The 23,770-nt window shown below is 50.4% G+C and carries 21 protein-coding genes; 11 read left to right on the plus strand and 10 right to left on the minus strand.

Features of this window, described 5'->3' with window-relative positions:
• Positions 1-230: 230 nt before the first annotated feature.
• Positions 231-434, minus strand: coding sequence for a hypothetical protein (locus SC127_RS13535; RefSeq protein WP_243079317.1), 204 nt, complete (start codon positions 432-434; stop codon positions 231-233).
• Between the two features lie 161 nt (positions 435-595).
• Complete coding sequence (locus tag SC127_RS13540; RefSeq protein ID WP_332626902.1) at positions 596-2,749, minus strand: beta-glucosidase; 2,154 nt, start codon at positions 2,747-2,749, stop codon at positions 596-598.
• Between the two features lie 305 nt (positions 2,750-3,054).
• On the opposite strand from SC127_RS13540, the gene SC127_RS13545 reads away from it, so the two are divergent.
• Positions 3,055-4,071 (plus strand): LacI family DNA-binding transcriptional regulator, encoded by a 1,017-nt coding sequence (locus tag SC127_RS13545; protein ID WP_332626903.1) that lies wholly within the window; start codon positions 3,055-3,057, stop codon positions 4,069-4,071.
• Between the two features lie 59 nt (positions 4,072-4,130).
• Here SC127_RS13545 and SC127_RS13550 read toward each other — a convergent pair whose 3' ends face one another.
• The gene (locus tag SC127_RS13550; protein WP_332626904.1) at positions 4,131-5,630 is read right to left on the minus strand and encodes an MDR family MFS transporter; all 1,500 of its coding nucleotides are present in this window, start codon (positions 5,628-5,630) and stop codon (positions 4,131-4,133) included.
• A gap of 89 nt (positions 5,631-5,719) precedes the next feature.
• Here SC127_RS13550 and SC127_RS13555 point away from each other — a divergent pair, with 89 nt between their 5' ends.
• Positions 5,720-6,394 carry a TetR/AcrR family transcriptional regulator gene (locus SC127_RS13555; protein WP_332626905.1) on the plus strand — a complete coding sequence of 225 codons (675 nt, stop codon included), beginning with the start codon at positions 5,720-5,722 and terminating at the stop codon, positions 6,392-6,394.
• A gap of 22 nt (positions 6,395-6,416) precedes the next feature.
• Here the strand turns inward: SC127_RS13555 and SC127_RS13560 are convergent, their stop codons facing one another.
• From SC127_RS13560 to SC127_RS13580, 5 genes are all read right to left on the minus strand, one after another.
• Positions 6,417-7,397, minus strand: a complete 981-nt coding sequence (locus tag SC127_RS13560; protein ID WP_215848495.1) for a LacI family DNA-binding transcriptional regulator — start codon at positions 7,395-7,397, stop codon at positions 6,417-6,419.
• Positions 7,398-7,487: 90 nt separating this feature from the next.
• Positions 7,488-8,633 (minus strand): Gfo/Idh/MocA family protein, encoded by a 1,146-nt coding sequence (locus tag SC127_RS13565; protein WP_332626906.1) that lies wholly within the window; start codon positions 8,631-8,633, stop codon positions 7,488-7,490.
• A 1-nt stretch (position 8,634) separates the two neighbouring features.
• A complete protein-coding gene (locus SC127_RS13570; RefSeq protein WP_332626907.1) occupies positions 8,635-9,699 on the minus strand; it encodes a sugar phosphate isomerase/epimerase family protein in 1,065 nt (354 codons plus the stop codon).
• 23 nt (positions 9,700-9,722) lie between these two features.
• Positions 9,723-10,952 carry an MFS transporter gene (locus SC127_RS13575; protein WP_215848498.1) on the minus strand — a complete coding sequence of 410 codons (1,230 nt, stop codon included), beginning with the start codon at positions 10,950-10,952 and terminating at the stop codon, positions 9,723-9,725.
• Positions 10,953-11,218: 266 nt separating this feature from the next.
• Positions 11,219-12,112 (minus strand): LysR family transcriptional regulator, encoded by an 894-nt coding sequence (locus SC127_RS13580; RefSeq protein ID WP_332626908.1) that lies wholly within the window; start codon positions 12,110-12,112, stop codon positions 11,219-11,221.
• Positions 12,113-12,388: 276 nt separating this feature from the next.
• Here SC127_RS13580 and SC127_RS13585 point away from each other — a divergent pair, with 276 nt between their 5' ends.
• The 5 genes from SC127_RS13585 (at position 12,389) to SC127_RS13605 (ending at position 18,188) form a co-directional block, all read left to right on the plus strand.
• On the plus strand, positions 12,389-12,643 hold the full coding sequence (locus SC127_RS13585) for a YdgH/BhsA/McbA-like domain containing protein (protein ID WP_215848499.1): 255 nt from the start codon (positions 12,389-12,391) through the stop codon (positions 12,641-12,643).
• Between the two features lie 155 nt (positions 12,644-12,798).
• Positions 12,799-13,155: a helix-turn-helix domain-containing protein gene (locus SC127_RS13590; RefSeq protein WP_243079312.1), complete on the plus strand. Its 357-nt coding sequence runs from the start codon at positions 12,799-12,801 to the stop codon at positions 13,153-13,155.
• A 34-nt stretch (positions 13,156-13,189) separates the two neighbouring features.
• On the plus strand, positions 13,190-14,350 hold the full coding sequence (locus tag SC127_RS13595) for an efflux RND transporter periplasmic adaptor subunit (RefSeq protein WP_243079311.1): 1,161 nt from the start codon (positions 13,190-13,192) through the stop codon (positions 14,348-14,350).
• Between the two features lie 23 nt (positions 14,351-14,373).
• The gene (locus tag SC127_RS13600; RefSeq protein WP_332626909.1) at positions 14,374-17,505 is read left to right on the plus strand and encodes an efflux RND transporter permease subunit; all 3,132 of its coding nucleotides are present in this window, start codon (positions 14,374-14,376) and stop codon (positions 17,503-17,505) included.
• 287 nt (positions 17,506-17,792) lie between these two features.
• Positions 17,793-18,188 (plus strand): (R)-mandelonitrile lyase, encoded by a 396-nt coding sequence (locus SC127_RS13605; RefSeq protein ID WP_215848501.1) that lies wholly within the window; start codon positions 17,793-17,795, stop codon positions 18,186-18,188.
• A gap of 97 nt (positions 18,189-18,285) precedes the next feature.
• Here the strand turns inward: SC127_RS13605 and SC127_RS13610 are convergent, their stop codons facing one another.
• The gene (locus tag SC127_RS13610; RefSeq protein ID WP_332626910.1) at positions 18,286-19,170 is read right to left on the minus strand and encodes a LysR family transcriptional regulator; all 885 of its coding nucleotides are present in this window, start codon (positions 19,168-19,170) and stop codon (positions 18,286-18,288) included.
• Positions 19,171-19,266: 96 nt separating this feature from the next.
• Here SC127_RS13610 and SC127_RS13615 point away from each other — a divergent pair, with 96 nt between their 5' ends.
• Positions 19,267-19,992, plus strand: coding sequence for an SDR family oxidoreductase (locus tag SC127_RS13615; protein WP_215848502.1), 726 nt, complete (start codon positions 19,267-19,269; stop codon positions 19,990-19,992).
• Between the two features lie 78 nt (positions 19,993-20,070).
• On the opposite strand, the gene SC127_RS13620 is transcribed toward SC127_RS13615, so the two are convergent.
• Positions 20,071-20,466 carry a VOC family protein gene (locus SC127_RS13620; RefSeq protein WP_215848503.1) on the minus strand — a complete coding sequence of 132 codons (396 nt, stop codon included), beginning with the start codon at positions 20,464-20,466 and terminating at the stop codon, positions 20,071-20,073.
• A 344-nt stretch (positions 20,467-20,810) separates the two neighbouring features.
• On the opposite strand from SC127_RS13620, the gene SC127_RS13625 reads away from it, so the two are divergent.
• From SC127_RS13625 to SC127_RS13635, 3 genes are all read left to right on the plus strand, one after another.
• Positions 20,811-22,028 (plus strand): diguanylate phosphodiesterase, encoded by a 1,218-nt coding sequence (locus SC127_RS13625; RefSeq protein ID WP_332626911.1) that lies wholly within the window; start codon positions 20,811-20,813, stop codon positions 22,026-22,028.
• A 112-nt stretch (positions 22,029-22,140) separates the two neighbouring features.
• Positions 22,141-22,881 (plus strand): nitroreductase family protein, encoded by a 741-nt coding sequence (locus SC127_RS13630; protein WP_215848504.1) that lies wholly within the window; start codon positions 22,141-22,143, stop codon positions 22,879-22,881.
• 191 nt (positions 22,882-23,072) lie between these two features.
• Entirely contained in the window at positions 23,073-23,759 is a 687-nt protein-coding gene (locus SC127_RS13635; protein ID WP_332626912.1) for a DJ-1/PfpI family protein, read from the plus strand.
• Positions 23,760-23,770: the final 11 nt, after the last annotated feature.

Below are 23,770 nucleotides of genomic sequence, written 5' to 3' on the forward strand. Positions count from 1 at the left end.
TTGATGGCTTGCTGTTTCGAACCCACCTTTTGCTGCCACCACTCAACAGGACAGCGCCGCAAGTACTGCCAGCGTTATCTGTAATTTCATCGCCTTTCTCCCTTTAAAGCCCGCTTTTGCGTTCACAACAGCATACAAAGATTAGCCTGGCAGATAATCGCCTCAGGCGAGAAGCCAGAGGGATATTTGAATGGTTTTCAGGAAATTTCTTAAACAGAAACGTTCGAGGATCAGTGCATTTTACGAGCGAAAAAACCAATCGCTTGCTTACAGAGTTCCTGTACTTTGGAATCGCCGCTCTCTTCGCTCATGCGAAACAGGGCATCTGTGATTTCGTGGAAATGGACAGGTCGGCCCGTTTCAATCAATTTAGTCACCGCCGCGCCCACAATGGCGCGTATATCTACAGAAATATACTCTTCATCGTTGTTCACACAACCTCCAACCGATGTATGCATATACAGCCTAACAATTTGGCGCGAGAAAAACAAAATCGGCAAGCACTGATCAGATGAGCAGTGCTTACGTCGCATCGTAAATTATCGCTGTCTGCCTCCTCACTAAGAGGTTGATTTCCCATCCGCCTTGCTAACCTTTACGCCTGATAACCGAATGTGCGGCCCGGCAAATCGACATGCGTACTCAAAACGGTTTCTGAGGCGTTTTTGCCCAACAAAACCTGATAACGTCCTTGCTCAATCAGCCATTGCGATTGATCTTCATCCCAGCAAGCGATCACCCGCGGCTCAAGCGTTAAGCGAACCTGACGGCTTTCCGCAGGCTGTAGCTCCACACGCCGGAAGGCCGCCAGGCGTGATACATAACGTTGATCTACTGGATGAAGATAGATTTGCAGCACGTCAGCACCCGTTCGCTGACCGCTATTGGTTACAGTCAGCGTCACGTTAATGTCTGAGCCTTCAGCCGTGACGCTGAGATCAGAATAATCAAAGGATGTATAAGAAAGGCCGTAACCAAAGGGAAATAGCGGTGTTTGCTGTGTGCGCATAAACCAGCGATAGCCGACGTCTGAACCTTCTACATCGTAATCCACAGGAATAATCCCGCCTTTAACGGGCATCCCCGGCAGCGAAGTGGTGCTTTCAGGATCAATTTGCTCAGGATGTGGCAGTTGTGCTTCTGAGGCTGGGAACGTAATCGGTAAACGTCCTGATGGATTAACCCGCCCAAACAGAACGCCGGCGATAGCTTCGCCCCCGCCCGAGCCGGGATACCAGGCTGCAACGACCGCCGCTACCGCATCTAACCACGGCATCGTCACTGGACCGCCCGTTTCCAGCACCACGATGGTTTGCTGGTTTTGCGCCGCAATCGCCTGAATCAACAGGTTCTGCTCATCGCTAAGCGAAAGGCCCTGCGCATCCAGCGCTTCCGATCGCCACTCTTCCGCAAAGACAATCACTGCGTCAGCTGTGCGCGCCTGTTCAGTGGCTTCTGCAATATTTTCACCGCTGAGATAAGTGACTTCTGCCGCGCCTGATTCTGCACGAATCCCCCAAAACGGCGAAGAGGGATGAAACACTTTCTCGGTCTCGATGCCCATAAAATCCACACCCGGTAAGCGCAAGCTGCCCACCGGCGTGACCGCAGATGAACCGCCTCCGGACAATACGCCATGATCGGCATGGGCCCCCACCACCAACAGTTTGGCCGCGCCCCGTTTTAACGGCAGCGTTTGATGACTATTTTTTAATAGCACAATGCCCTGCTCAGCTTCGCGCTGGGCGATAAGACGATGGGCCATATAATCAATATCGCCGTGCGGTTGTGCCGGATGTTCGATGGCACCCACGGTAAACAAGCTGCGTAAGATGCCCCGCACCATGTCATCAATACGGCTTTGTGGTACCTCACCTGCCGTCACAGCATCCTTAAGCGGCTGATCAAACCAAACCTGCTGATCGAGATTGGCACCCGATTGTACATCCAGACCAGCAAGCGCAGCTTTAGCGGCTGAATGCGTGGCGCCCCAATCTGACATCACCCAGCCGGGATAATGCCAATCCCCTTTCAGCACGTCATTCAGCAAAAAGGTGTTCTCTGTGGCCCATTCGCCATTCACCAGGTTGTAACCTGGCATCACCGATCCGGGTTGACCGATCTCATTGGCAATCTCGAAAGCCAGCAAATCTGATTCACGCATTGCGGATTCACTCAGATTAGAGCTGACCACCACGCGCCCGGTTTCCTGAGGATTAACAGCAAAATGTTTGACGGTAGAAACCACATGCTGCGACTGAATGCCGCGCACCGAATGACCAGCCATGACACCGGTAAGCACGGGATCTTCAGAAAGATATTCGAAGTTGCGCCCGCCGCGCGGCTCGCGAATTAGATTGGCGCCACCCGCCAACTGCACATTGAAACCCTTAGCAAAAGCTTCACGCCCCACCATTTCGCCAGTGCGTTCCGCCATTTCAGGGTTAAACGTAGCGGCGAGCAACAAGCCCGACGCCAGCGCGGTCGCGTTATCACCCGGTCGCACGTCGCCTAACGCCGTGATGCCAAGGCTGGCGTCACTTTGCTGCATGGCCGGAATGCCCAAGCGGGGAATGCCGGGGTAGTAAGCCGCTGAACCAATCGCACCGTCTGGTAGCGTCTCATCATCTAAGGGGATCGCCATAGGTCCCGAAAGCCAGGCGAACTTCTCCTCTTCCGTCATGGCTTTCAGTACTTTGTCAGCTTTTTCGTCCGCCGTCAGTCCAGCTTCTTGCCAATCGAATCTCATTGTCTCTCCTTGCTGCGATCCCCTGAGCGTTAAGAAATCACCCGTAAAAAATGGGCAGCTGCCTAAAAACATGGTTCAAAAAGGGAATTTAATCAAACAGATGCGCATTAATGGTCAACGTACGCAGCGTCAAAATTCGTTGAAAAAGGAGACAAACGCGTTAATACGCAGCGTTAAAGTCACATGCCGCTTTGGGATCGATCAAGATAAATTGTGCGACGTGAACAGTGATTGCACCTGACGAAAGCACAGGCTACATTGCGATTCTCTAACCTCAAATAAACCTCAAAAAAGCCCTGCAATTTATGCCTAAATTTACCCTGAAACAGATCGCCGCGCAGTCTGGTCTGAGTCTCGCCACCATTGATCGCGCATTGCATAATCGCGGCAAAGTGCATCCACAAACTCAACATCGCATCCAGCAAGCTATTGCTGATTTAGAACTGCTGCAAAAAGCGGGACTCGCGAAAGGCAGAACGCTTTATTTTGATGTGATCATGCATACGCCTGATCGCTTTCGCGAACTGGTGCGAGAAGCCTTTAGCAGCCAAATTGCCGGTTTTTCATCTTTCAAAATTCAGCTGCGCTTTCATTGCAGCGAAAACATGACGATTGATGAGATCAACACAGTATTGAAGAAATGCGCGGTCCACAGCCACGGCGTAATTTTAAAAGCCACCAATTCAGAACAACTCATTCCAACTATTGATGCCCTGATGAAACAGCGAGTCCCGCTGGTAACAGTGATGTCCGATATTCCGTCCAGCGCACGATTGCGCTACATCGGCATGGAAAATGTGGATGCGGGCAAGGCCGCTGCGTTCCTGATGGCAAAATGGCTGCGGGTTGAGAAGTCACACATTATGGCGATCACTGGCAGTAAGGAATTTATTGGCGAACAAGAGCGTATAGAAGGATTTGTTGCCGCCATGCAGCAATTTGCCCCACAACATCGTGTCAGCGTTGTCGCCGCCGGTTTTGGGCTTGATCATTTAACTTATCAATCAGTAACCGATTTTCTTACATCTCATCCTGAAACCGATGCAGTTTATACCGTTGGCGGCGGCAATGCGGGTATTCTGCGCGCGTTTGACGAGCAACGGATTTTAATTAACACCTTTATTGGTCACGACCTCGATCGTGAAAACCGTGCCTTAATGCAGGCGGGCAAAATAGATGCGTTGATTGAACATAATTTGCAGCTGGATGCGCAACACGCTTTCAAGGCATTACTGGAATTTCACGGCTTTATCCCCAAAACGGAAAGCGCAGCACCCTACTCTAAAATTAATATTATTACGCGCTACAACATGACGACCTGATCGCGAAGACGACATCAGGCTTAGTGGCCTGATGTCGTGCGGTAAGAAAAGGAGAATGTTTAGACGGATTTTTTCAGCGGTACTTCTTTCAAAAACCACGATAACGCAAAAGCGGATAACATCATGCAACCGCCCAACAGGAACGCAGCATGAATGCCTTGACCAAAAGATTGCAGATAGGCTTCTTTAATTTCCGAAGGCAAATGATGTATCGCAACCGGGTTCATCCCATGCGGCAGTTCGGTTCCTTCAGCGATGCGTTGCATCAATGACGACTGCAAAACCTGGGTAAAGATTGCGCCAAATAGCGCCACGCCAATCGAGCCACCAATCGATCTAAACAGCGTTATCGCCGATGTGGCCACGCCCAACATGCGGACTTCCACGGTGTTCTGCACGACCAGCACCAAAACCTGCATCACCATTCCCAATCCCATTCCCAGCAGCCCAGTGAAAAGATAGAGATGCCAAATCGGCGAGGTCAGCGTAATCGTGGTTAACAGCCCTAAACCGATGGAAGCCAACAAGGTGCCCATGATGGGGAAAAGGCGATAGCGCCCGGTTTTACTGATAACACGACCGCTGAAAATTGAGGTCAGCAATAATCCGCCCATCAACGGAATCAACTGCAATCCTGCCTGCGTCGGTGTTGCCTCCTTCACCACTTGCAAATAGAGCGGCAAAAAGGTGACGCTGCCAAACAGCGACATGCCAACGATAAATCCCATTAAGCTGCACAGTGAAAAGCTGCGGTTGCGGAACAGCGAGAGAGGCAAGATCGGTTCAATGGCTAACCTTTCTTCATAAATAAAGCCAATCAAGCCCACGAGACCAAAAGCCAGGATGCACCAGAGTTGAGGATCGGACCACGCATGAACGCTGCCGCCCTCACTGGTAAACAGCGTAATGCCCACCAGCGCCATGGTCAGGTACACCGCGCCGAGAATGTCGATTTCATGTTCATTGCGTTTATTAGCCGATTTAAACACCACGCCAATAATGATCAAAGAGAGCAGGCCGAGCGGGAGATTGATATAAAAAATCCAGCGCCACGACATATGCTCAACCATAAAACCGCCGATCAGCGGCCCCAAAATGGTGGCTAACCCGAACACACCACCAAACAGGCCTTGATAACGTCCGCGCTCGGCGGGCGAAATGATGTCGGCAACTGCGGCCATAGTGACAACCATTAATCCGCCACCACCCAAACCTTGTAATGCACGCGTCCAGATCAGCTGCGTCATATTTTGCGCTAACCCACACAACATTGAGCCAATCAAAAACAGCACGATTGAGATTTGCAGCATCTTTTTGCGACCAAACAGATCGCCGAACTTGCCGTAAAGCGGCACCGCAATGGTTGAAGATAACGTATAAGCCGTCACGATCCATGTCAGCTTATCGAGGCCGCCAAATTCACCCACAATGGTGGGCAATGCTGTTGAAACAATGGTTTGATCCAGCGCCGACAGCAACATCACCAGCATCAGGGCCGCAATCAGCAAGCCGACCGACTGTGTTTGAGGTTGCTGCTTAACCGATTGATGAATCAGCATTTTTGACTCCATAACTTCACCGCTTGTAATTAATTAAATGCACGTTTAATATCGACCATAATGTTTCTCCCGTCAATGGTTCACGAATAATGTCCGCAAAAAACACAGGTTCACTCTCTACGGCAGCGCAAGCGAAAGAGCGTCGTCCCGGACGTCCGCGCGGTGGCGCCATCAATGCCGAGCAGCGCGAACATTTACTGACTATCGCGCTGACATTATTTGCAGAAAAAGGCATTGCCGAGACGTCGCTGAATGCCATTGCCCGTAAAGCAGAAGTCAGCGCCGCGATGCTGACTTACTACTTTCAGTCACGAGAATCGTTGCTGGATATCATTATTGCCGAGCGATTTTTGCCGCTTCGCCATGATATTGCTGCCATATTCGATCAACATGCCGACGATCCTCGCACCGCCCTGACGTTGATTTTAGAGAAGATGATTGAAACTGCAGAGAAGCATGTCTGGTTCGCACCGTTGTGGATGCAAGAAATGGCCTCGGGAGAATCGGTTTTTCGTCAGCGACTAAAGGCGAAACATGGCGATAACGAACGGCAAAAAGCGGTCGCTATCATTCAGAAATGGCAACAAGAGGGCAAACTCAATGCCGATCTTGAACCGGCACTGTTAATGAGTTCGCTGATAAGCCTGATTTTGGTACCGTTGGTGCAACTCAGAACAACCGGCGCACATACCGGTTTTAGCGGCGCAGATGTTTTGCGACATGCCACCGCAATGATCTCAAACGGTTTTCTGAATGGTCGATAAACGGCTTAAATCAGGCCGTGCATCAGGTACTGGCACGCACGATCAATTGCCAATCCATTAACACTCGCTCGGCGGGCGATTCAGGATCGTCGATTTTTTGCAGTAACAGTGAAAACGCTTTACGGCCAATATCACGCGAAGGTTGTGCGATGGTGGTTAGCGGTGGCGAAACCATTTCTGCCAATTCGGTGCCGTCAAATCCGGCGACGGCAATGTCTTGCGGCACGCGTAAACCGGCCTGTTGAATGGCGGATATCGCACCCGCCGCGAGCGTATCCGACACCGCGAATACCGCATCGGGCCGCTTCTCAGCCGCCAGTAATGTTTCCATGGCGTGTTTACCGGCGCTAAAACTCAACGCGCTGGCATAGGCAATCGCCTGCCATTCGAGCTGATGCTGCTGGAGTTCAGTTTGATAACCCTGCTGACGCAGCTGAGCATATTTATAGCTGAGATCGTGATTGATCAATGCGATGCGCTGACGACGGTTCTGAGCCAGGTAGCGTACAACCTGTTGTGACGCTTCTCTGTCATTGATACCGACACAGGAGATAGCGCCCGCGTCAGCATATTCAGCGCACTGAACCCAGGGTGTAGTGCCGATCAGATGCGCTAATTCCGGCAATTTGCTAAACGCATCCATAGTGATAATGCCATCAACGATTTTGCCGGCCAGCAGTTGCAAACTGGATCGCGAACGTTCGATATCCGAGCCGGAATTACACAGCAGAATGCGATAACCCTTTTTCTCGGCCTGGGCTTCGATCCCTTTCACCACTTCAGCGCAAAATGGATTAGAAATATCAGACACCATCACCAAAATCATTGAGCTACGCGCGGTGCGCAGTTGGCGTGCCAGCAGATTAGGCTGGTAGTTGCTTTCTTTAATGGCCCGTAAAACTTTGGCGCGGTTTGCTTCCTTCACGCTATCACTGTTATTAAGCACCCGAGAGACGGTGGCAACTGACACGCCCGCCAGCTGGGCGATTTTTTGAATCGACATGAAGCAACAGATCCCGCAACAACATTGATGGCATGCAGGCTACCATAAATTACCGCTAAGCAATAAGTTAGCACCGCCATGCCTGAAGGCTTAAACCTTAACCCAGCGCTGCTGTTGATGACTTTTGACAATGGCGTCAACCACGGACATCACCTGCGCGCCATCATAAAAAGTCGCGAACGTCGCCTTGTCACGCGTGGGTGGTGTGCTCTGCGCCACGGCCAGATAAAACTGCTGCATCATATTGCGGAAGGCATCAGGCCAACCTTCAATGTGCCCGCCGGGGAAACGCGCACGTGCAGCAATATCAGCGTTCAGTAGTGAAGGATCGTCAGATAAAAGCTGATTAGCCTGATGACGATGACCGATCCACAATTGCTGAGGCGTTTCTTGGTCCCACGCCAGCGATGCCGCGCTGCCGTTTACCTCAAAACTGAGACGATTTTTTCGTCCCGCCGAAACCTGCGACACGTTAAAGCTGCCTTTGCTGCCATCTTCAAAGCGAAACAGCACAAACCCCATATCTTCGGTGGTGACGTCGTGAGTGTGATACTGCACATCGTCCTGCTTGCCGCTGAAGGTTGATGCGCTATTGACGCTGGCCTTGCGCTTCGGCCAGACAATAGCGAGATCGGCCATCACTTCGACAATTTTTTTGCCCGTGACAAACTGAACCGTGTCGCACCAGTGTGAACCGATATCTGCTACGGCACGTGACGCGCCGCCCTTTGCTGCATCAACACGCCAGTTGAAGTCCGTTTCCTCCAGCATCCAATCTTGCAAGTAGCTGCCTTGCGCTGAAAATAGCCGGCCCAGCTCGCCGTGGCGCATCATGCTGGCAGCCTGTTGCACCAGCGCAAACTGGCGATACACAAAACTGACGCCATGCACCACGCCCGCTTGCTCTGCAAGGTCAATCAGCTCATGCGCTTCATCCACCGTCATGCACAACGGTTTTTCGGAGAAGAGATGCTTACCGGCGCGTAATACCTGGCGATTAATTGCAGCATGCAAATGATTCGGCGTGCAGTTATGCACCGCCTCTAATCCCGCATGATTGAGAAATGCGCTTACCTCGCTGTACGCATGCGGCACATTCAATTGCTCCGCGTGCTTCAGCGCAGCAGGCTGACTGGAATCACAAATCGCCACAACCTCGACGTTTCCTAAGCGACGTAACGCTTCAATGTGCGCCGGGCCAATAAAACCGGTGCCAATAATGCCTACTTTGATCATTTCAGGCCCCTTTATCCAAACCCAGTTGCGCACGCACACTCTCGCGCTGATCGCCCTGTGCGGCAAAATCATCAAAGGCGCGCCCGGCAACGGGAATAATGTGTTTTCGGATAAACTCAGCGCCTTCACGTGCGCCAGTGTCGGCATCTTTCAGGCAGCATTCCCATTCAAGCACGGCCCAACCGTCGTAGTCGTATTGCGCCAGTTTGCTAAAAATGGCGTTGAAATTAATCTGTCCGTCGCCCGGTGAACGAAAGCGCCCTGCACGATCAATCCAGCGCTGATAACCGCCATATACACCGCTGCGCCCATTAGTCACATATTCAGCGTCCTTCACGTGAAAAGCTTTAATACGCGAATGATAAATATCAATAAACTGTAAATAATCAATATGTTGAAGATGCAAATGGCTGGGATCAAACAGGATATTACAGCGCGGATGATTCTTCAGCAGCGCCAGAAAGCGTTCAAACGTCACGCCGTCATGTAAATCTTCGCCGGGATGAATTTCATAACAAACATCTACGCCGTGACGATCGTACTCGTCTAAAACTGGTTCCCAGCGGCGCGCCAGCTCTGCGAAAGCTTCACTGAGTAACTGTGGATTATGCGGTGGCCAGGGATATAAATAGGGCCACGCCAGCGATCCAGAAAAGGTCGCATGCGACTGCAAGCCCAAATTAGCTGACGCTGCTGCCGCCAGCTTTACCGTTTTAATGGCCCATTCGGTGCGCCGCGCATTGTTGCCGCGCACTTCCGCCGGGGCGAACCCGTCAAACGCAATATCGTGAGCCGGATGAACCGCAATCAACTGCCCTTCCAGATGCGTGGATAATTCGCTGATCACCAAACCGTGCTGTGCCAGCAATCCGCTGACTTCATCACAATAGGTTTGGCTCGACGCCGCTTTTTCCAGGTCAAAAATAGAGGGGTGATTGCAGGGAATTTGCAGCGCCTTATAACCCAGCGCTGCAGCCCACTGCGCCAACCCGTCCAGTGAATTGTAAGGCGCCTGCTGGCCAATAAATTGTGATAAGAAAATAGCGGGTCCTTTTAACGTTTTCACGTACACCTCCAGTTTGAAAATTCTTAATCCCGATATTTAAAAGAGAAGAAGAAAATAACGGTGATTACCGCTGCCGCAACGGCAGGGATCCACCAAAACAGTGCCCAGTTTTGCGCAGAGACTTGCCCCGCAACCAAATTGTTATAGAGCGCGCCGGAAATTTGTGAACCGAGCAACATACCAATACCGTAGGTGAACATCACCACCATGCTTTGAGCCTGACCTTTCACTTTGTCACCCGCGATGCGGTCGGTATAAATGAAGCCCACCACAAAGAAGAAGTCGTAGCAGACGCCATGCAGCAGGATGCCAAGATAAATCAGCAGACGACCTTCTTCGCCCATGCCCATGGCAAACAGCGCATAACGCACGAACCAGGCAAACATCCCAATCAGCAACATGTATTTGACGCCAAGGCGGCGGAACAGCAGCGGGATCACCAGCATAAAGAAGATTTCAGACATCTGACCAAACGACATCAGGGTGCTGACGTTTTCAACACCTGCATCTGCCAGCCATGAAGCGGTAAAGGCGTAATAGGTGCCGAGAGGAATTGAGATCAAGGTGGCGCACAGCGCAAACACAAAGAAGTGGCGGGTTTTCAACAGCGCGAAGGCATCGGCGCAAAACAGGTCGCGCACCTTAAGCGGCAAGCCTTTGGCGGGCGCGGGTGTGTGCGGCAATGTCAGGCTGTAAACCGCCAGAATCACCGAGCAAATCGCAGCCACCGAGAAGATGGATACGCTGGCTGAAATGCCCGTGACACCGATAAAAATGCCCGCCACGATCCAGCCAATGGTGCCAAAAACGCGTACAACCGGAAAACTTTTATCGCTGTTTGCCAGGCTGTGAAACGCAATGTTGTTGGTCAATGCCAGCGTGGGCATGTAGCACAGCGTATAACCAAAGAGTAAGGCGATCAGCAGTGAGCCGTTTTCAGCGATCAGCGCTTGAGGCACAAACCATAAGATCACCGCACCTGCCAGATGCATAACGGCGAGCACCTTTTGCGACGGAAAGAAGCGATCAACTAACATGCCCAGCACGAACGGCGACAGAATCGACGCAATTGGCCCGGCCGAAAATGCATCCCCAATCAGCAATGACATGTTGTGCTGCGTCATCACCAACCCGAGCGTAACGGACCAGCTTCCCCAGATAAAAAATTGCATAAACATCATTAGCGACAGACGCGGAATCAGCATCCGCTGGTGCACAGCTATGTTTTCAGTGTTTTGCGTGGTGGAGATCATGATGAACCTCGGCGGTTAAAGTAATCGATTACATTCCTGACCCGTAAAAAGTAATCGATTACAAAATAAGGTTCTCACGAGCTGATCACATTTTATACACACAGAAATTCTCGCTCTGGTTGGCGGCTATCGCTTACTGAAGAGAGCGAAAAAACCGCAGGAAAAGAGACATGCGCAGCGGGTTCAGTTCAGCGTAAACCTGGCGCAATCTCATCACGCTGTCATCCATTGGGATTACGCCAAAACGTATTTACATGCTGAGGCAGTTATCCCTGATAACGTACCGCTTCAATCAATTTGGCAAACGCGGCGGTATGTTGTTTCCGGCTGGGGTAATAAAGGTAATAACCTGTAAAAGGGTCGCACCAGTCATCTAACACACGCACTAAATCCCCTCGATCGACTAAATGGGTAATAGTGTCTTCCGGCACATAGGCCACACCCATTCCTGATAATGCCGCGTCAATCCGGGAAGCCAGATTATTAAAAATGAGCTGACCTTCTACTTTTACGCGAATTTCTTTGCCCTGCTTATTAAATTCCCAGCTGTAAATTCCACCGCGCGTTGGTAGACGCATATTAATACAGTTGTGATTTTGCAATTCATAAGGCGTTTCGGGTTTACCAAATTGCGCAAAATAAGCGGGCGATGCCACCACCGACATACGCCAGTCGGGACCAATACGTACCGCTACCATATCTTTTTCAACTTGCTCGCCTAATCTCACGCCCGCATCGAATCGTCCGCTGACAATATCAGTCAAGGTATTATCTACAGAAAATTCAATATTCACGTCAGGATAGGTTTGTAAAAACGGTTTAAGCAACGGCCACAAGGTGGATGATAATGCATGTTCACCCGCCGTAATACGGATATTCCTGGAAGTTTTGCCTAAATTATCCGACAAACTCACCAGCTCTTTTTCGATGTCAGCAAACAGCGGAGCAACGTTTTCGATTAACCGTTCGCCCGCTTCAGTCGGCGCAACACTGCGTGTAGTGCGCGTCAATAACCGCGTATTCAATCTCTCTTCTAACGCGCGAATGGCGTGGCTAAGCGCCGATTGCGACACCCCTAACTTTGCTGCTGCGCGGGTAAAACTGCGCTCTTTCGCCACCATGACCAGGTAAATAAGGTCATTGAAATTTTCTTTTAACATGGTCGGTTCTCGTCGGTGGGGAAATGCACTGAATAAGCTGAATATATGCGCAAATCTCAATAATTTTTAAATTTTGCTTTGCCACAATGTGATGTAGACAGAGTTATAGCGGGCTTGACGCCTTGGCGCTTCACTTTTTGGAGCAGTATTGATGATCATCATTCATAACGCCTATCGTGTTTAGTGCTCTAATTTAGTGTGATTGTTAATGATACGATTTCGTTGAAGTTGGCTTTATCGATATCTTTTCATTCATCCTGATACATCGAGGTCATTATGAACACCATTAAAACTACGTTGCTTTTGCTTGCCACGCTGCTAACAATCAACAGCGCCCTGGCGGTAAATGTGACCAACGACGTTACGGGTAAAGAGAAAATTGGCGTGGTCTCCGCGCAAGGCGCTTATTCTCTCGACCGCTTAACTGAAAAACTCTCCGATAAAGCCGCCGCTGAAGGGGCTTCTTCAATGAAGATCATCTCCGCAGGCGGTGAAAATAAACTTTATGGCGTTGCTGAAATATACCGTTAATCCGCAAGGACGAAAGTACGTCAAAACAAGCCAGCGCTTCAAATAACAATATTGTCTGATTTATTAACTTCCCTTGTTTATGGCACGTTGTCATCGGCTTGTTGCGCCATTTCGCCCTTTTCCCTGCTTCTTTAAAATTCCTTGAGAGTAAGAAAATGGACAGACATGACATTATCATTCAAGACCTGGTGACATGGATTGATGACAACATAAAACAGCCTTTGAAAATTGATGACGTGGCTGCACGAGCAGGTTATTCAAAATGGCATCTACAGCGAATGTTTCATCGTATTACCCATAAAAGTCTCGGACATTATATTCGCGATAAAAAAATGGAACTGGCTGCTCATGATCTCATTGATGGTTCCGAAAGCGTTATCGATATATCAGTCAAATATGGCTACGACTCACAACAATCTTTCACGCGGACGTTTGCCAAAAAATATCATGTCCCACCTGCAACCTTCCGCCGTTTAAACGCCCACAACTTTGACGCGAACGTGTGGGTTTAATAATCAAACCAATCCTCTCTCCGGGAGATAATAAATGCCTGATAAAGTGGCGTTAAAGCCTCTGGCGATTTTATGTGCGCTTTTTATTTTAAATTTAACAGGGTGTGATGATTCAGCGAACAATAAGGCTTCATCGTCTGAGGCTCCAGAAGTTCAGGTGATGACGTTACAACCTCAATCTTTACCCATGAGCACCGATTTACCGGGCAGAACCTCAGCGTATCGCGTCTCTGAAGTGCGCCCGCAGGTTGCTGGGATTATTCTCAAACGCACCTTTGTTGAAGGCAGCGACGTTAATGCCGGTGATGTGCTGTATCAAATTGATCCGGCCCCCTTCAAAGCCACGTTTAACAATGCTAAAGCCGCGGTAGCGGAAGCAAAAGCCAATGCCCGCATTGCGCAAGCGACGCTGGATCGGTATCGCCCTTTATTGGGAACGCACTATATCAGCCGCCAGGATTACGACCAGGCCGCGGCAACGGCAGCGCAAACCCGCGCCGCGGTAGAAGCAGCGCAGGCTGCACTTGAAAGTGCCCGCATAAACTTATCGTGGAGCACACTCACTTCGCCAATCAGCGGCCGCGTAGGACGTTCGTCAGTAACCGAAGGCGCGTTAGTGCAGGCAAGTCAAGCCGATGCGCTCGCCACCGTGCAGCAACTGGATCCGCTTTATGTCGATGTCACGCAATCAAGCCAGGATTTTTTGCGGCTGCAACAAGAGTTGGCCTCCGGCAGGCTTCAACAGCAAGCAGGCAAAGCCAGAGTTACCGTCTTGCTGGCCGATGGCAGCACCTACCCTGAATCGGGCACGCTGGCCTTCTCGGATGTCACGGTCGATCAAACCACCGGTTCCATTACCCTACGCGCGATTGTGCCTAACCCTCATCACAATTTGCTTCCCGGCATGTTTGTGCGTGTGCGACTGGAGGAAGGCGTGAATCCACACGCGTTATTGATCCCTCAGCGCGCCGTGACGCGCACGCCACATGGTGATCCCACAGCGATGGTGGTGACGTCTGATAACAAAGTGGAAGTTCGTACATTGAACCTGTCGCAAACGGTGGGTGATAACTGGCTGGTGGCCGGAGGAATAGCGCCCGGCGAACGCGTAATTACTTCTGGTGTACAGCGTGCCCAACCCGGCATGCAGGTAAAACCTGTTGATACGGCGCCCTCTTCACAACCTGCTTCTTAAACGCCTACTGAGAACATTGATTGATGTCTAATTTCTTTATTAACCGGCCAATATTTGCCTGGGTACTGGCAATTATCGTCATGCTGGCCGGGGCAATTTCGATCCTCAAGCTACCGATTGAGCAATATCCTGATGTTGCGCCAACGGCGGTGCAGATCCGTGCCACCTATCCTGGCGCAGATGCCACCACGTTGCAAAACAGCGTGACGCAGGTGATAGAGCAAAACATGAGCGGGCTGGATGGCTTGATGTATATGTCCTCCACCAGCGATTCATCCGGGACGTTGCAATTGACGCTCTCTTTTGAAAATGGCACTGATGCGGATATTGCCCAGGTGCAGGTTCAGAACAAATTACAGCTCGCTACGCCGCTGTTGCCGCAGGAAGTACAGCAACAAGGGATAACGGTGCGTAAATCATCCAGCGTATTCTTCCTTGTGCCGGGATTTGTCGATGAAAGCGGCCGCATGAGCATGGAAGATATTGCTGACTACGTCGCGGCTAATTTAAAGGATCCGCTCAGTCGTATTAACGGCGTAGGTGATACCACGCTGTTCGGTTCGCAATATGCGATGCGCATCTGGCTCGATCCCAACAAGCTGAACAACTTCCAGCTGACGCCGGTTGATGTCATTAACATGATCGAGACACAAAACGCGCAGGTTGCAGCTGGCCAGTTAGGCGGCGCGCCACCCGTAAAAGGCCAGCAGCTTAATGCCTCGATCATTGCGCAGACGCGTCTGACGTCACCGGAAGAGTTCGGCAATATTTTATTGAAAGTGAACAGCGATGGTTCGCAGGTGCGTTTGCATGATGTGGCGCGTATTGAACGTGGCGGCGAAAACTACCAGTTTGTGGTTAAAATCAACGGCAAGCCCGCGTCTGCATTGGGAATACAGCTGGCCAGCGGTGCTAATGCGCTGGATACTGCTAATGCGATACGCGCCAAAATTGAAGAGCTGAAACCCTTCTTCCCGCAAGGTTTGAAAGTGGTTTATCCCTACGACACCACGCCATTTATTAGCATTTCCATTCATGAAGTGGTGAAAACCCTGATTGAAGCCATTGTGCTGGTGTTTTTGGTGATGTACCTGTTTTTACAAAACTTCCGCGCCACGCTGATTCCTACCATTGCGGTGCCGGTGGTGCTGCTGGGCACTTTCGCCATCCTTAACGCCTTTGGCTATTCGATTAATACCTTAACCATGTTCGGCATGGTGCTGGCTATCGGCTTACTGGTAGACGATGCCATTGTGGTGGTTGAGAACGTCGAACGCGTCATGGCCGAGGAAGGGTTAAAACCCAAAGCGGCCACGCGTAAATCGATGGGGCAAATTCAGGGTGCACTGGTGGGCATTGCCATGGTGCTTTCCGCCGTATTTGTGCCGATGGCTTTCTTTGGTGGCAGCACCGGCGTGATTTATCGCCAGTTCTCCATCACCATCGTTTCTGCCATGGTTTTATCGGTGCTGGTTGCCCTGATCCTGACGCCAGCGCTGTGCGTCACCCTATTGAAACCGATCAAAGCGGGAACACACGGGCAGCATGGCGGCTTCTTCGGTTGGTTTAACCACACGTTCGATCAAAGTGCACATCATTACACTCATTCTGTCGCGCGGATGTTGCAGGGAACAGGTCGATACTTACTGATTTATGGCGTGTTAGTGGTGGGTATGGCGATGTTGTTTATGCGTTTACCTACTTCGTTTTTACCTTCTGAAGACCAAGGTGTGTTGGCGACTCAGGCCATTTTGCCTGCTGGCGCGACGCAGGAGCGAACTCAGGCGGTGCTGGATCAAGTCAATGATTACTACCTCAACAATGAAAAGAACAATGTCGAAAATGTGTTAACTGTGAACGGTTTTGGCTTTGCCGGTCGTGGGCAAAACGTCGGTATTGCCTTTATCGGCTTAAAAGATTGGGCCGATCGTCCCAGCGATGAAAACAAAGTTGATGGCATTGTCAGCCGTGCGGCACAGGCATTCAGCAAAATCATTGATGGTCAGGTGGTTGCGTTTAATCTGCCGCCTATTATCGCGTTGGGTAACGCCACCGGCTTTGATTTCGAACTGATCGATCAGGCGGGATTGGGTCATGCAAAACTCACTGAAGCGCGTAATAAGTTGCTGGAGCTGGCGCGTCAGCATCCTGACCTCTTGACCGCGGTTCGCCCAAACGGTATGGAAGACAACCCGCAGTATAAGATCGACATTGATCAGGAAAAAGCCGCCGCGCTGGGCGTTTCGCTTTCCGACATCAACACGACATTGAGCAGCGCATGGGGCGGCAGCTACGTTAACGACTTTGTCGATAATGGACGCGTGAAAAAAGTCTATGTCATGAGTGACGCGCCTTATCGCATGATGCCAAAAGACCTCAACGACTGGTATGTGCGTGCCAGCAACGGCAAGATGGTCCCGTTTGCCAGCTTCTCGACGGCAAATTGGGTCTACGGCTCACCGCGCCTGGAACGCTTTAACGGCTTGCCTGCTGTGGAAATTCTAGGCCAACCTGCGCCAGGCAAAAGTTCTGGTGAAGCGATGGCGCTGATGGAACAGCTGGCGCAACAACTGCCAACCGGCATCGGTTACGACTGGACCGGGATGTCGTATCAGGAAAGGATGAGCGGTCAGCAAGCGCCCGCACTCTACGCGCTATCGTTGATCGTGGTTTTCCTTTGTCTTGCTGCGCTTTATGAAAGTTGGTCGATACCTTTCTCGGTGATGCTGGTGGTGCCATTGGGCGTTTTGGGTGCTTTAGTCGCCACGCTGCTGCGCGGCTTAAGCAACGATGTTTACTTCGTGGTTGGCTTGCTGACAACCATTGGGCTTTCCGCCAAGAATGCCATTCTGATTGTGGAATTTGCTAAAGATCAGATGGAGAAAGAGGGAAAAGCGATTATTGAAGCCACGCTGGATGCGGTGCGGATGCGTTTACGCCCCATTCTGATGACCTCTCTGGCCTTTATTCTTGGGGTGCTGCCGCTGGCCTTGAGTTCAGGTGCAGGATCGGGTGCGCAAAATGCGGTGGGCACCGGCGTAATTGGCGGCATGGTAGCCGCTACGCTGCTGGCGATCTATTTCGTGCCGGTATTCTTTGTGGTCGTACGTAATCGCTTCGGCAGCAATCAACATGACGACGACGATGATGAATAAGCGCTGAGTTTTGCGTAATCAAAGCCAGTCATGATGATGGCTGGCTTATTTTTCGGCTTGATGTGTATGAGCCCGCGTTAAAGCGCAGGTGTTCCCATAGAGATTATTCTGCTTAACTCTTCTGAGGCTTCTGTAAAATGCTCTTAACTCTCTTTTCATTCTCAATACGCTTAGAAAATTAATGAAAATAAGTCATAGATGCATTCTCGTTTTCTCCTCTAATCTTCATAAAACGATTTTGCTACAGTTAACGTCATCGCCACATTTCCCGCTTTAAGGAGAAACAGATGAAAATTATCGCCAACGGATCCCAACCATCACGCAAAGGCCCTGAAGACTATTTTACCGGTACCGTGCGCATTGATTCGCCTTTTCAGGCTACCGAACCCGCACGTGTCGGCGGCGCTACCGTGACTTTCGAGCCGGGTGCGCGCACTGCATGGCATACACATCCACTTGGACAAACGTTGATTGTGATCCATGGCCAAGGCTGGATTCAATGTGAAGGCGAAGAGATTCGCGTCATGAATCAGGGCGACATTGTCTGGATTCCAGAAGATGTTAAGCACTGGCACGGTGCGACGCCGGAAACAGCAATGACGCACATTGCCATCGCTGAGTCAGTAAACGGCAGCCCGGTTGACTGGATGGAAAAAGTCAGCGACGAGCAATACCGTAAATAAGCGGCTGTTGTTAGACAGCAATAAAAAAGCCTGTGTAATGCAGTTTTTTTAGTTAGCGTGTACTTACTTTCATCAAACCTTTGCCCCCTTCGCTCATTCACATCTTCACGTGATCAATGAGTGCGCGAAGTTTGGCTGCCAGATTCTTTCTGCTGGGAAAATAAAGATAAAAACCAGCAAAGGTGGGTAACCAGGCATCCAGTAACGTCACCAGCTCGCCCCGATCGATATAAGACCTGAACGTCTCTTCCATACCAAACGTGATACCGCCGCCCGCGCAGGCGGTGCGAATCATGACGCCCATATCATTGGTGGTGAGCTGCGGATTAACCGCCACGTCAAATTCACGCCCGTTCTCAGCAAATTCCCAGCGATAAGGCGATAATCCCGGCCCTTTACGCCAGCCAATACAGCGATGTTGAATCAATTCATTAGGATGTTGTGGCGTGCCATAGCGCGCCAGATAACAGGGTGCCGCGACAGTAACCTGCCGTTGCCGGGAAGAAACCGGCACGGCGATCATATCCTGCGCAATGATTTCCCCCAGCCGCACGCCAGCGTCATAGCCTTGCGCCACAATGTCGAATTCGTCGTCAGTGACAGTGATATCCAGTTCAACCTGCGGATAACGTTCAATAAACGATGCCAGTAATTCTCCGCCTATTATCCGCTCAGCAATGGAAGAGATCGCCAGACGCAGCTGTCCACGCGGTTCACCCGCCAGCTCGGTAATGTCAGAAACGGCGCGATTCAGTTGCAGCATGGCGGGTGCAACGTCGGCATAGAGTCGTTCGCCCGCTTCTGTGAGGCTAATACTGCGCGTTGTACGTCGCATCAATGAGATGTTTAGCCGATCTTCCAGTCGACGTAATGCCTGACTGATTGCCGGGCGCGTTACGCCAAGCCGCTCAGCAGCAACGCGGAAATTGCGCGTTTCGGCTACCGTAACAAACACATCCAGCGCATTTTTATCTAGCTGCATTGGTTAGTTCCTGTTACCAGTCTATGAAGGAATAGGTGGCTTATCTTTATAGCTGAGAGCCTTTACGATCACTAGCGATATCTAAACAGGAGATGAATGATGAACAAAGTGATCTTAATAACCGGTGCATCAAGTGGAATTGGTGCAGGCATTGCCCGCGAACTGGCTGCTGCTGGCGCAACACTCTTATTGGGCGCGCGTCGTGTAGATCGTCTGCAAACATTGGCCGAAGAACTGCGTTTTAATGGCGCAGACGTTGCCGTTCAGTCGCTTGACGTCACGCAACGTGAATCTGTACAACAATTTGCTCAAGTCGCGCTGGAAAAATGGGGACGCATTGATGTGATGATCAATAACGCAGGCATCATGCCGTTGTCGCCGATGGCATCACTTCACGTCGACGAGTGGGACCAGATGATCGATGTGAACATTAAAGGTGTGCTGCACGGAATTGCTGCGGTATTGCCGACAATGCTGACGCACCAACGCGGGCATATCGTTAATATTGCCTCCATTGGTGCATTAGCGGTGTCGCCCACGGCGGCCGTCTATTGTGCGACAAAGTTTGCAGTGCGCGCCCTCTCCGATGGATTACGCCAGGAAAACAGCCAGCTACGTGTGACCTGCGTTCATCCAGGCGTGGTAGAAAGTGAATTGGCGAATACCATCACCGACCCGTCAGCCGCCGATGTGATGAAAAGCTACCGCGCAATAGCACTGCAGCCCGATGCGATTGGTCGTGCGGTGCGTTACGCGATTGAACAACCGGATGATGTTGATGTGAATGAGATCGTCGTTCGCCCTACTCGCGCGCCACACTAATCCACGCCCCGATGTTGCGGCATCGGGGCGTGGCTCTCTTCCTGACGCCTGCAAAAATACACCAAGATTTTACCCGCATTATTCGGCGTTACAGAACATCGCCAGTTTATTTCCGGCGGGATCGCGCAAATAGGCAACATAGAAATTGCTGCTATAGCGCTCACGAATGCCCGGATCACCCTCATCCGTTCCGCCTGCCATTAAACCCGCTGCATAGATCTCATCAACTAACTGACGCGTTTTAACACGAAACCCGGGCATCATGCCGTTGCCGGGTTCTGCTTTGCCGCCGTTGTAGGGTTTGCTGATAAACACCGCGCCGGGACCATTGTGTCGATCCGGTATATCGGGCAGCGAAAAGATGAGCTGCTCACCATCTACCTCTTTTTCATAACCCAGTGGCAGTAAAACAGCGGCGTAAAATTGCCCGGAAAGTTCAACATCATTGGCACCGATAAAAAGATAGCTAAGCATTGTGGCTCCTGTTTTTCACCGTTTAGAAAATCATTTTTACGCAATAAACCATCAAGGTTAAAAAAATTGTGTCGATAATTAAAATCCTGGTCCAACGTTCGTCGAGTTGCCATTTTGGATCGGTATAAAATTAACCCAATAATTACTAACAGGTTTTAACGCTACGCTTTCTTTAAAATTTGCTTTTATCCTGCGGGTATTGCGTAGGCAGGCTTTAAACGAAACGGAATAAAGATGACCCTGGCTTAAAAAGAGTAAACCGCCGGATGGAAAATGCGTCAGACACGTTCTAAAGTGCACCTGCTTATTCATGCCAGCTAAAAATAGAGATCTCGAGAACGACTATGCTGTCGACACTTATCTACAGAAGCCATCTGTCTGCAGGCGTATCGTTGGGTGCGTTAGCGCACACCATAGAAAAGTCCAGAATCAACAATGAGAAGATCCACGTTACCGGCATTTTGCTGTTTGACGGCGCGCATTTTTTTCAGGTTTTGGAAGGGCCTGATGCGAGTGTAAGCGCTGTTTATGAACGTATCTGCCATGACAAGCGGCACAACAATTTGGTTGAGTTGATGCGCGACTACGCACCCGCCCGGCGTTTTGGCCACCTCGGCATGGAGCTTTTTGACCTGCGCCATTATGAAAAAAAACGGGTACTGCAAGCCGTGCTCGCTAAAGGAACGTCCCGCTTTAATTTGACGTATGATGACAGAGTGCTGAAATTCATTCGCACTTTTGTTGAAGATGATAATAAAAAACCCTTTATAAATACGGCTCATCTAGAAAACTGGGATCTTATTCAGCTTCCGGTCACGCCACGCAGAGAATATGACAATTTCCAGCCGGGTCAGAACTGCCAGTTTGCCTTACAACCCATTGTTGATGTCGCTAATAAAAAAGTTATTTCTTTCGAAGCGCTTATTCGCAGTCCAGATGGCGGTTCACCGGTTGAGTATTTTTCTACACTGCCTAAAGATGCGCTTTATAAAGCTGATCTCGACTCAAAACGCTTTGCTTTTGCGCTGGCAAATAAAATAGGCATGGTTGATCAGACAATTTCAGTGAATCTCTTACCGATGTCTTTAGTGACAACAAAAAATGCGGTAGATATTTTACTCAGCGAGATCAAGGCCAGCGGACTGGTTCCTGAGCAAGTCGTAGTAGAGGTGACGGAGGATGAGGTCATCTCTCGTTTTGACGAATTTGATTTTGCTATCAAACAATTACGATCGGCTGGCATTGGCTTAGCCATTGATGACTTCGGCGCGGGTTTTGCCGGCCTTTCATTGCTGGCGAAATTTCAACCTGAAAAAGTTAAGATCGATCGCAATATTATCTGTGATGTTCATAAAAGCGGGCCGAAACAAGCGATTGTTCAGGCAATAATAACCTGCTGTACGTTACTGGAAATTACGGTTATTGCGGAAGGTATTGAGAAATTAGAAGAGTGGTTATGGCTTGAAGCAGCGGGTATTCGTTATTACCAAGGTTTTTTATTTGCTCGCCCACAGCTTAATGGCGTTTCGCCGGTGAACTGGCCGATAATCAAAGATGAATAAACAACCTGTTTACCCTGCCATGTGATAAGTGGACACGCACATCAAGCAAAAGGTGTTAAACGCCAAACTTTCAACATTGTATAGTTGTCGCCGTTTATAACCGGAGAAAAAAATGAATCCCGTTTTTGATATTTTTACCAGCCATAAAAGTGAACGCAGCTTCACCGAACAATCCATTGATGAAGCTGCACTGGACCGTATCGTCGCATCTGCCTATCGTGCGCCAACTTCCGTCAATTCACAGCAGGTTTCACTGGTTATCTCTCGCAAGGCGGAATCCCGTGAAAAAATCGCCGCTATCGCAGGCGGCCAACCCTGGATTGCCAAGGCGCCGGTCTTTATTACTTTTGTGTTAGATATGCACAAGTCTGGCCAGGCGATGGCCGCCATCGATAAACAGCAAATTGCTCAGCAAAGTATCGAAAGCATCGTTTCAGGCGCCACTGACGTCGGCATCGCGTTAGGGGCGGTTATGGCAGCGGCTCGCGCGGAAGGATTAGGCATTGTGCCCATCGGCGGCATTCGCCGTGATCCAGAAGCGATGATCGATCTGCTTAAACTCCCGGCTCATACTTTCCCGGTGGTGGGTGTCGTGATTGGGCATGTTGATGTTCCAGCGCATCAGAAACCGCGCCTGCCTGTTGCCACTTTCCGTCATGAAGAAACGTACCAATCTGCTGATTTAGAACAGCACATCTCAGACTACAATCAGGAAATGGTTGCACACTGGCAGAACATTGGACGCAACGACGGCGAAAGCTGGAGCGAGAGCGTCAGCGGTTACTACCAGAACATTTACTTCCCGAAAGTCTTATCCGCGCTGCTGAAACAAGGTTTTGGCAACGATAAATAATCGTCACTTTTCCCACTACGCGGCTTTGTCGTGGTGGGAATTGCCCTTCCCCCTCTCGTTTCCTGCCTCTTTCAACGTCATAACACGAATTTGCATCACGCCACCCCTTTATCAGCTGAGCGACATTGTTGTATTAATGGCATTCAGGATTGCGCTTTACTGCCGACTCAGCCATTAAGGGATCATAAATAATGAAAATTGTTATTCCACTCTATCAAGGCGTCACGCAACTCGACTTTACCGGACCTCATCAATTTTTTAGCCGTCTACCCGAGACAGAAGTCATTGCTGCCTCGCTGGGAGGCGAGCCGATTAAGGCTGATAACCTGGTGTTCAGTGAACTGCAGGATCTGAGCCAGATTGAATCCTGCGATTTGCTGTGTGTACCCGGCGGCGGCGGCTGTTTGCTGGCGATAGCGAACAGCGACTATATGTCGCATATACAGCGTCTCGCTCAACAGGCTCGCTATATTACCTCGGTCTGCACCGGCGCATTGATTCTCGGCGCGGCGGGTTTGCTGGAAAATAAGCGGGCTGCCACCCATTGGGCCTGGCGTGAAAAGTTAGCCTGTTTTGGTGCAATTCCTGATGATGCGCGGGTGGTTAAGGATGGCAATGTTATTACTGGCGGCGGCGTAACAGCGGGAATTGATTTTGCGCTGGTGGTTATCGCTGAGATTTATGGTGAGGAAACGGCACAACGAATTCAGTTGGGTCTGGAATATGCGCCAGCACCGCCCTTTAATGCGGGACGACCAGAAACAGCGCCTGCTGAAGTTGCGGCTTCTATGCAACAACGGATGACAGAATCGAACCTTGAGCGCTGTTCCGATCCCCGATTACCTGCAGCGCTGCGCGATCGCTTATTAGGCCGCTAAGCGAAAGGGTT

It is taken from the genome of Pantoea sp. T14 (genome assembly GCF_036663535.1).
Lineage (GTDB): Bacteria > Pseudomonadota > Gammaproteobacteria > Enterobacterales > Enterobacteriaceae > Pantoea > Pantoea phytostimulans.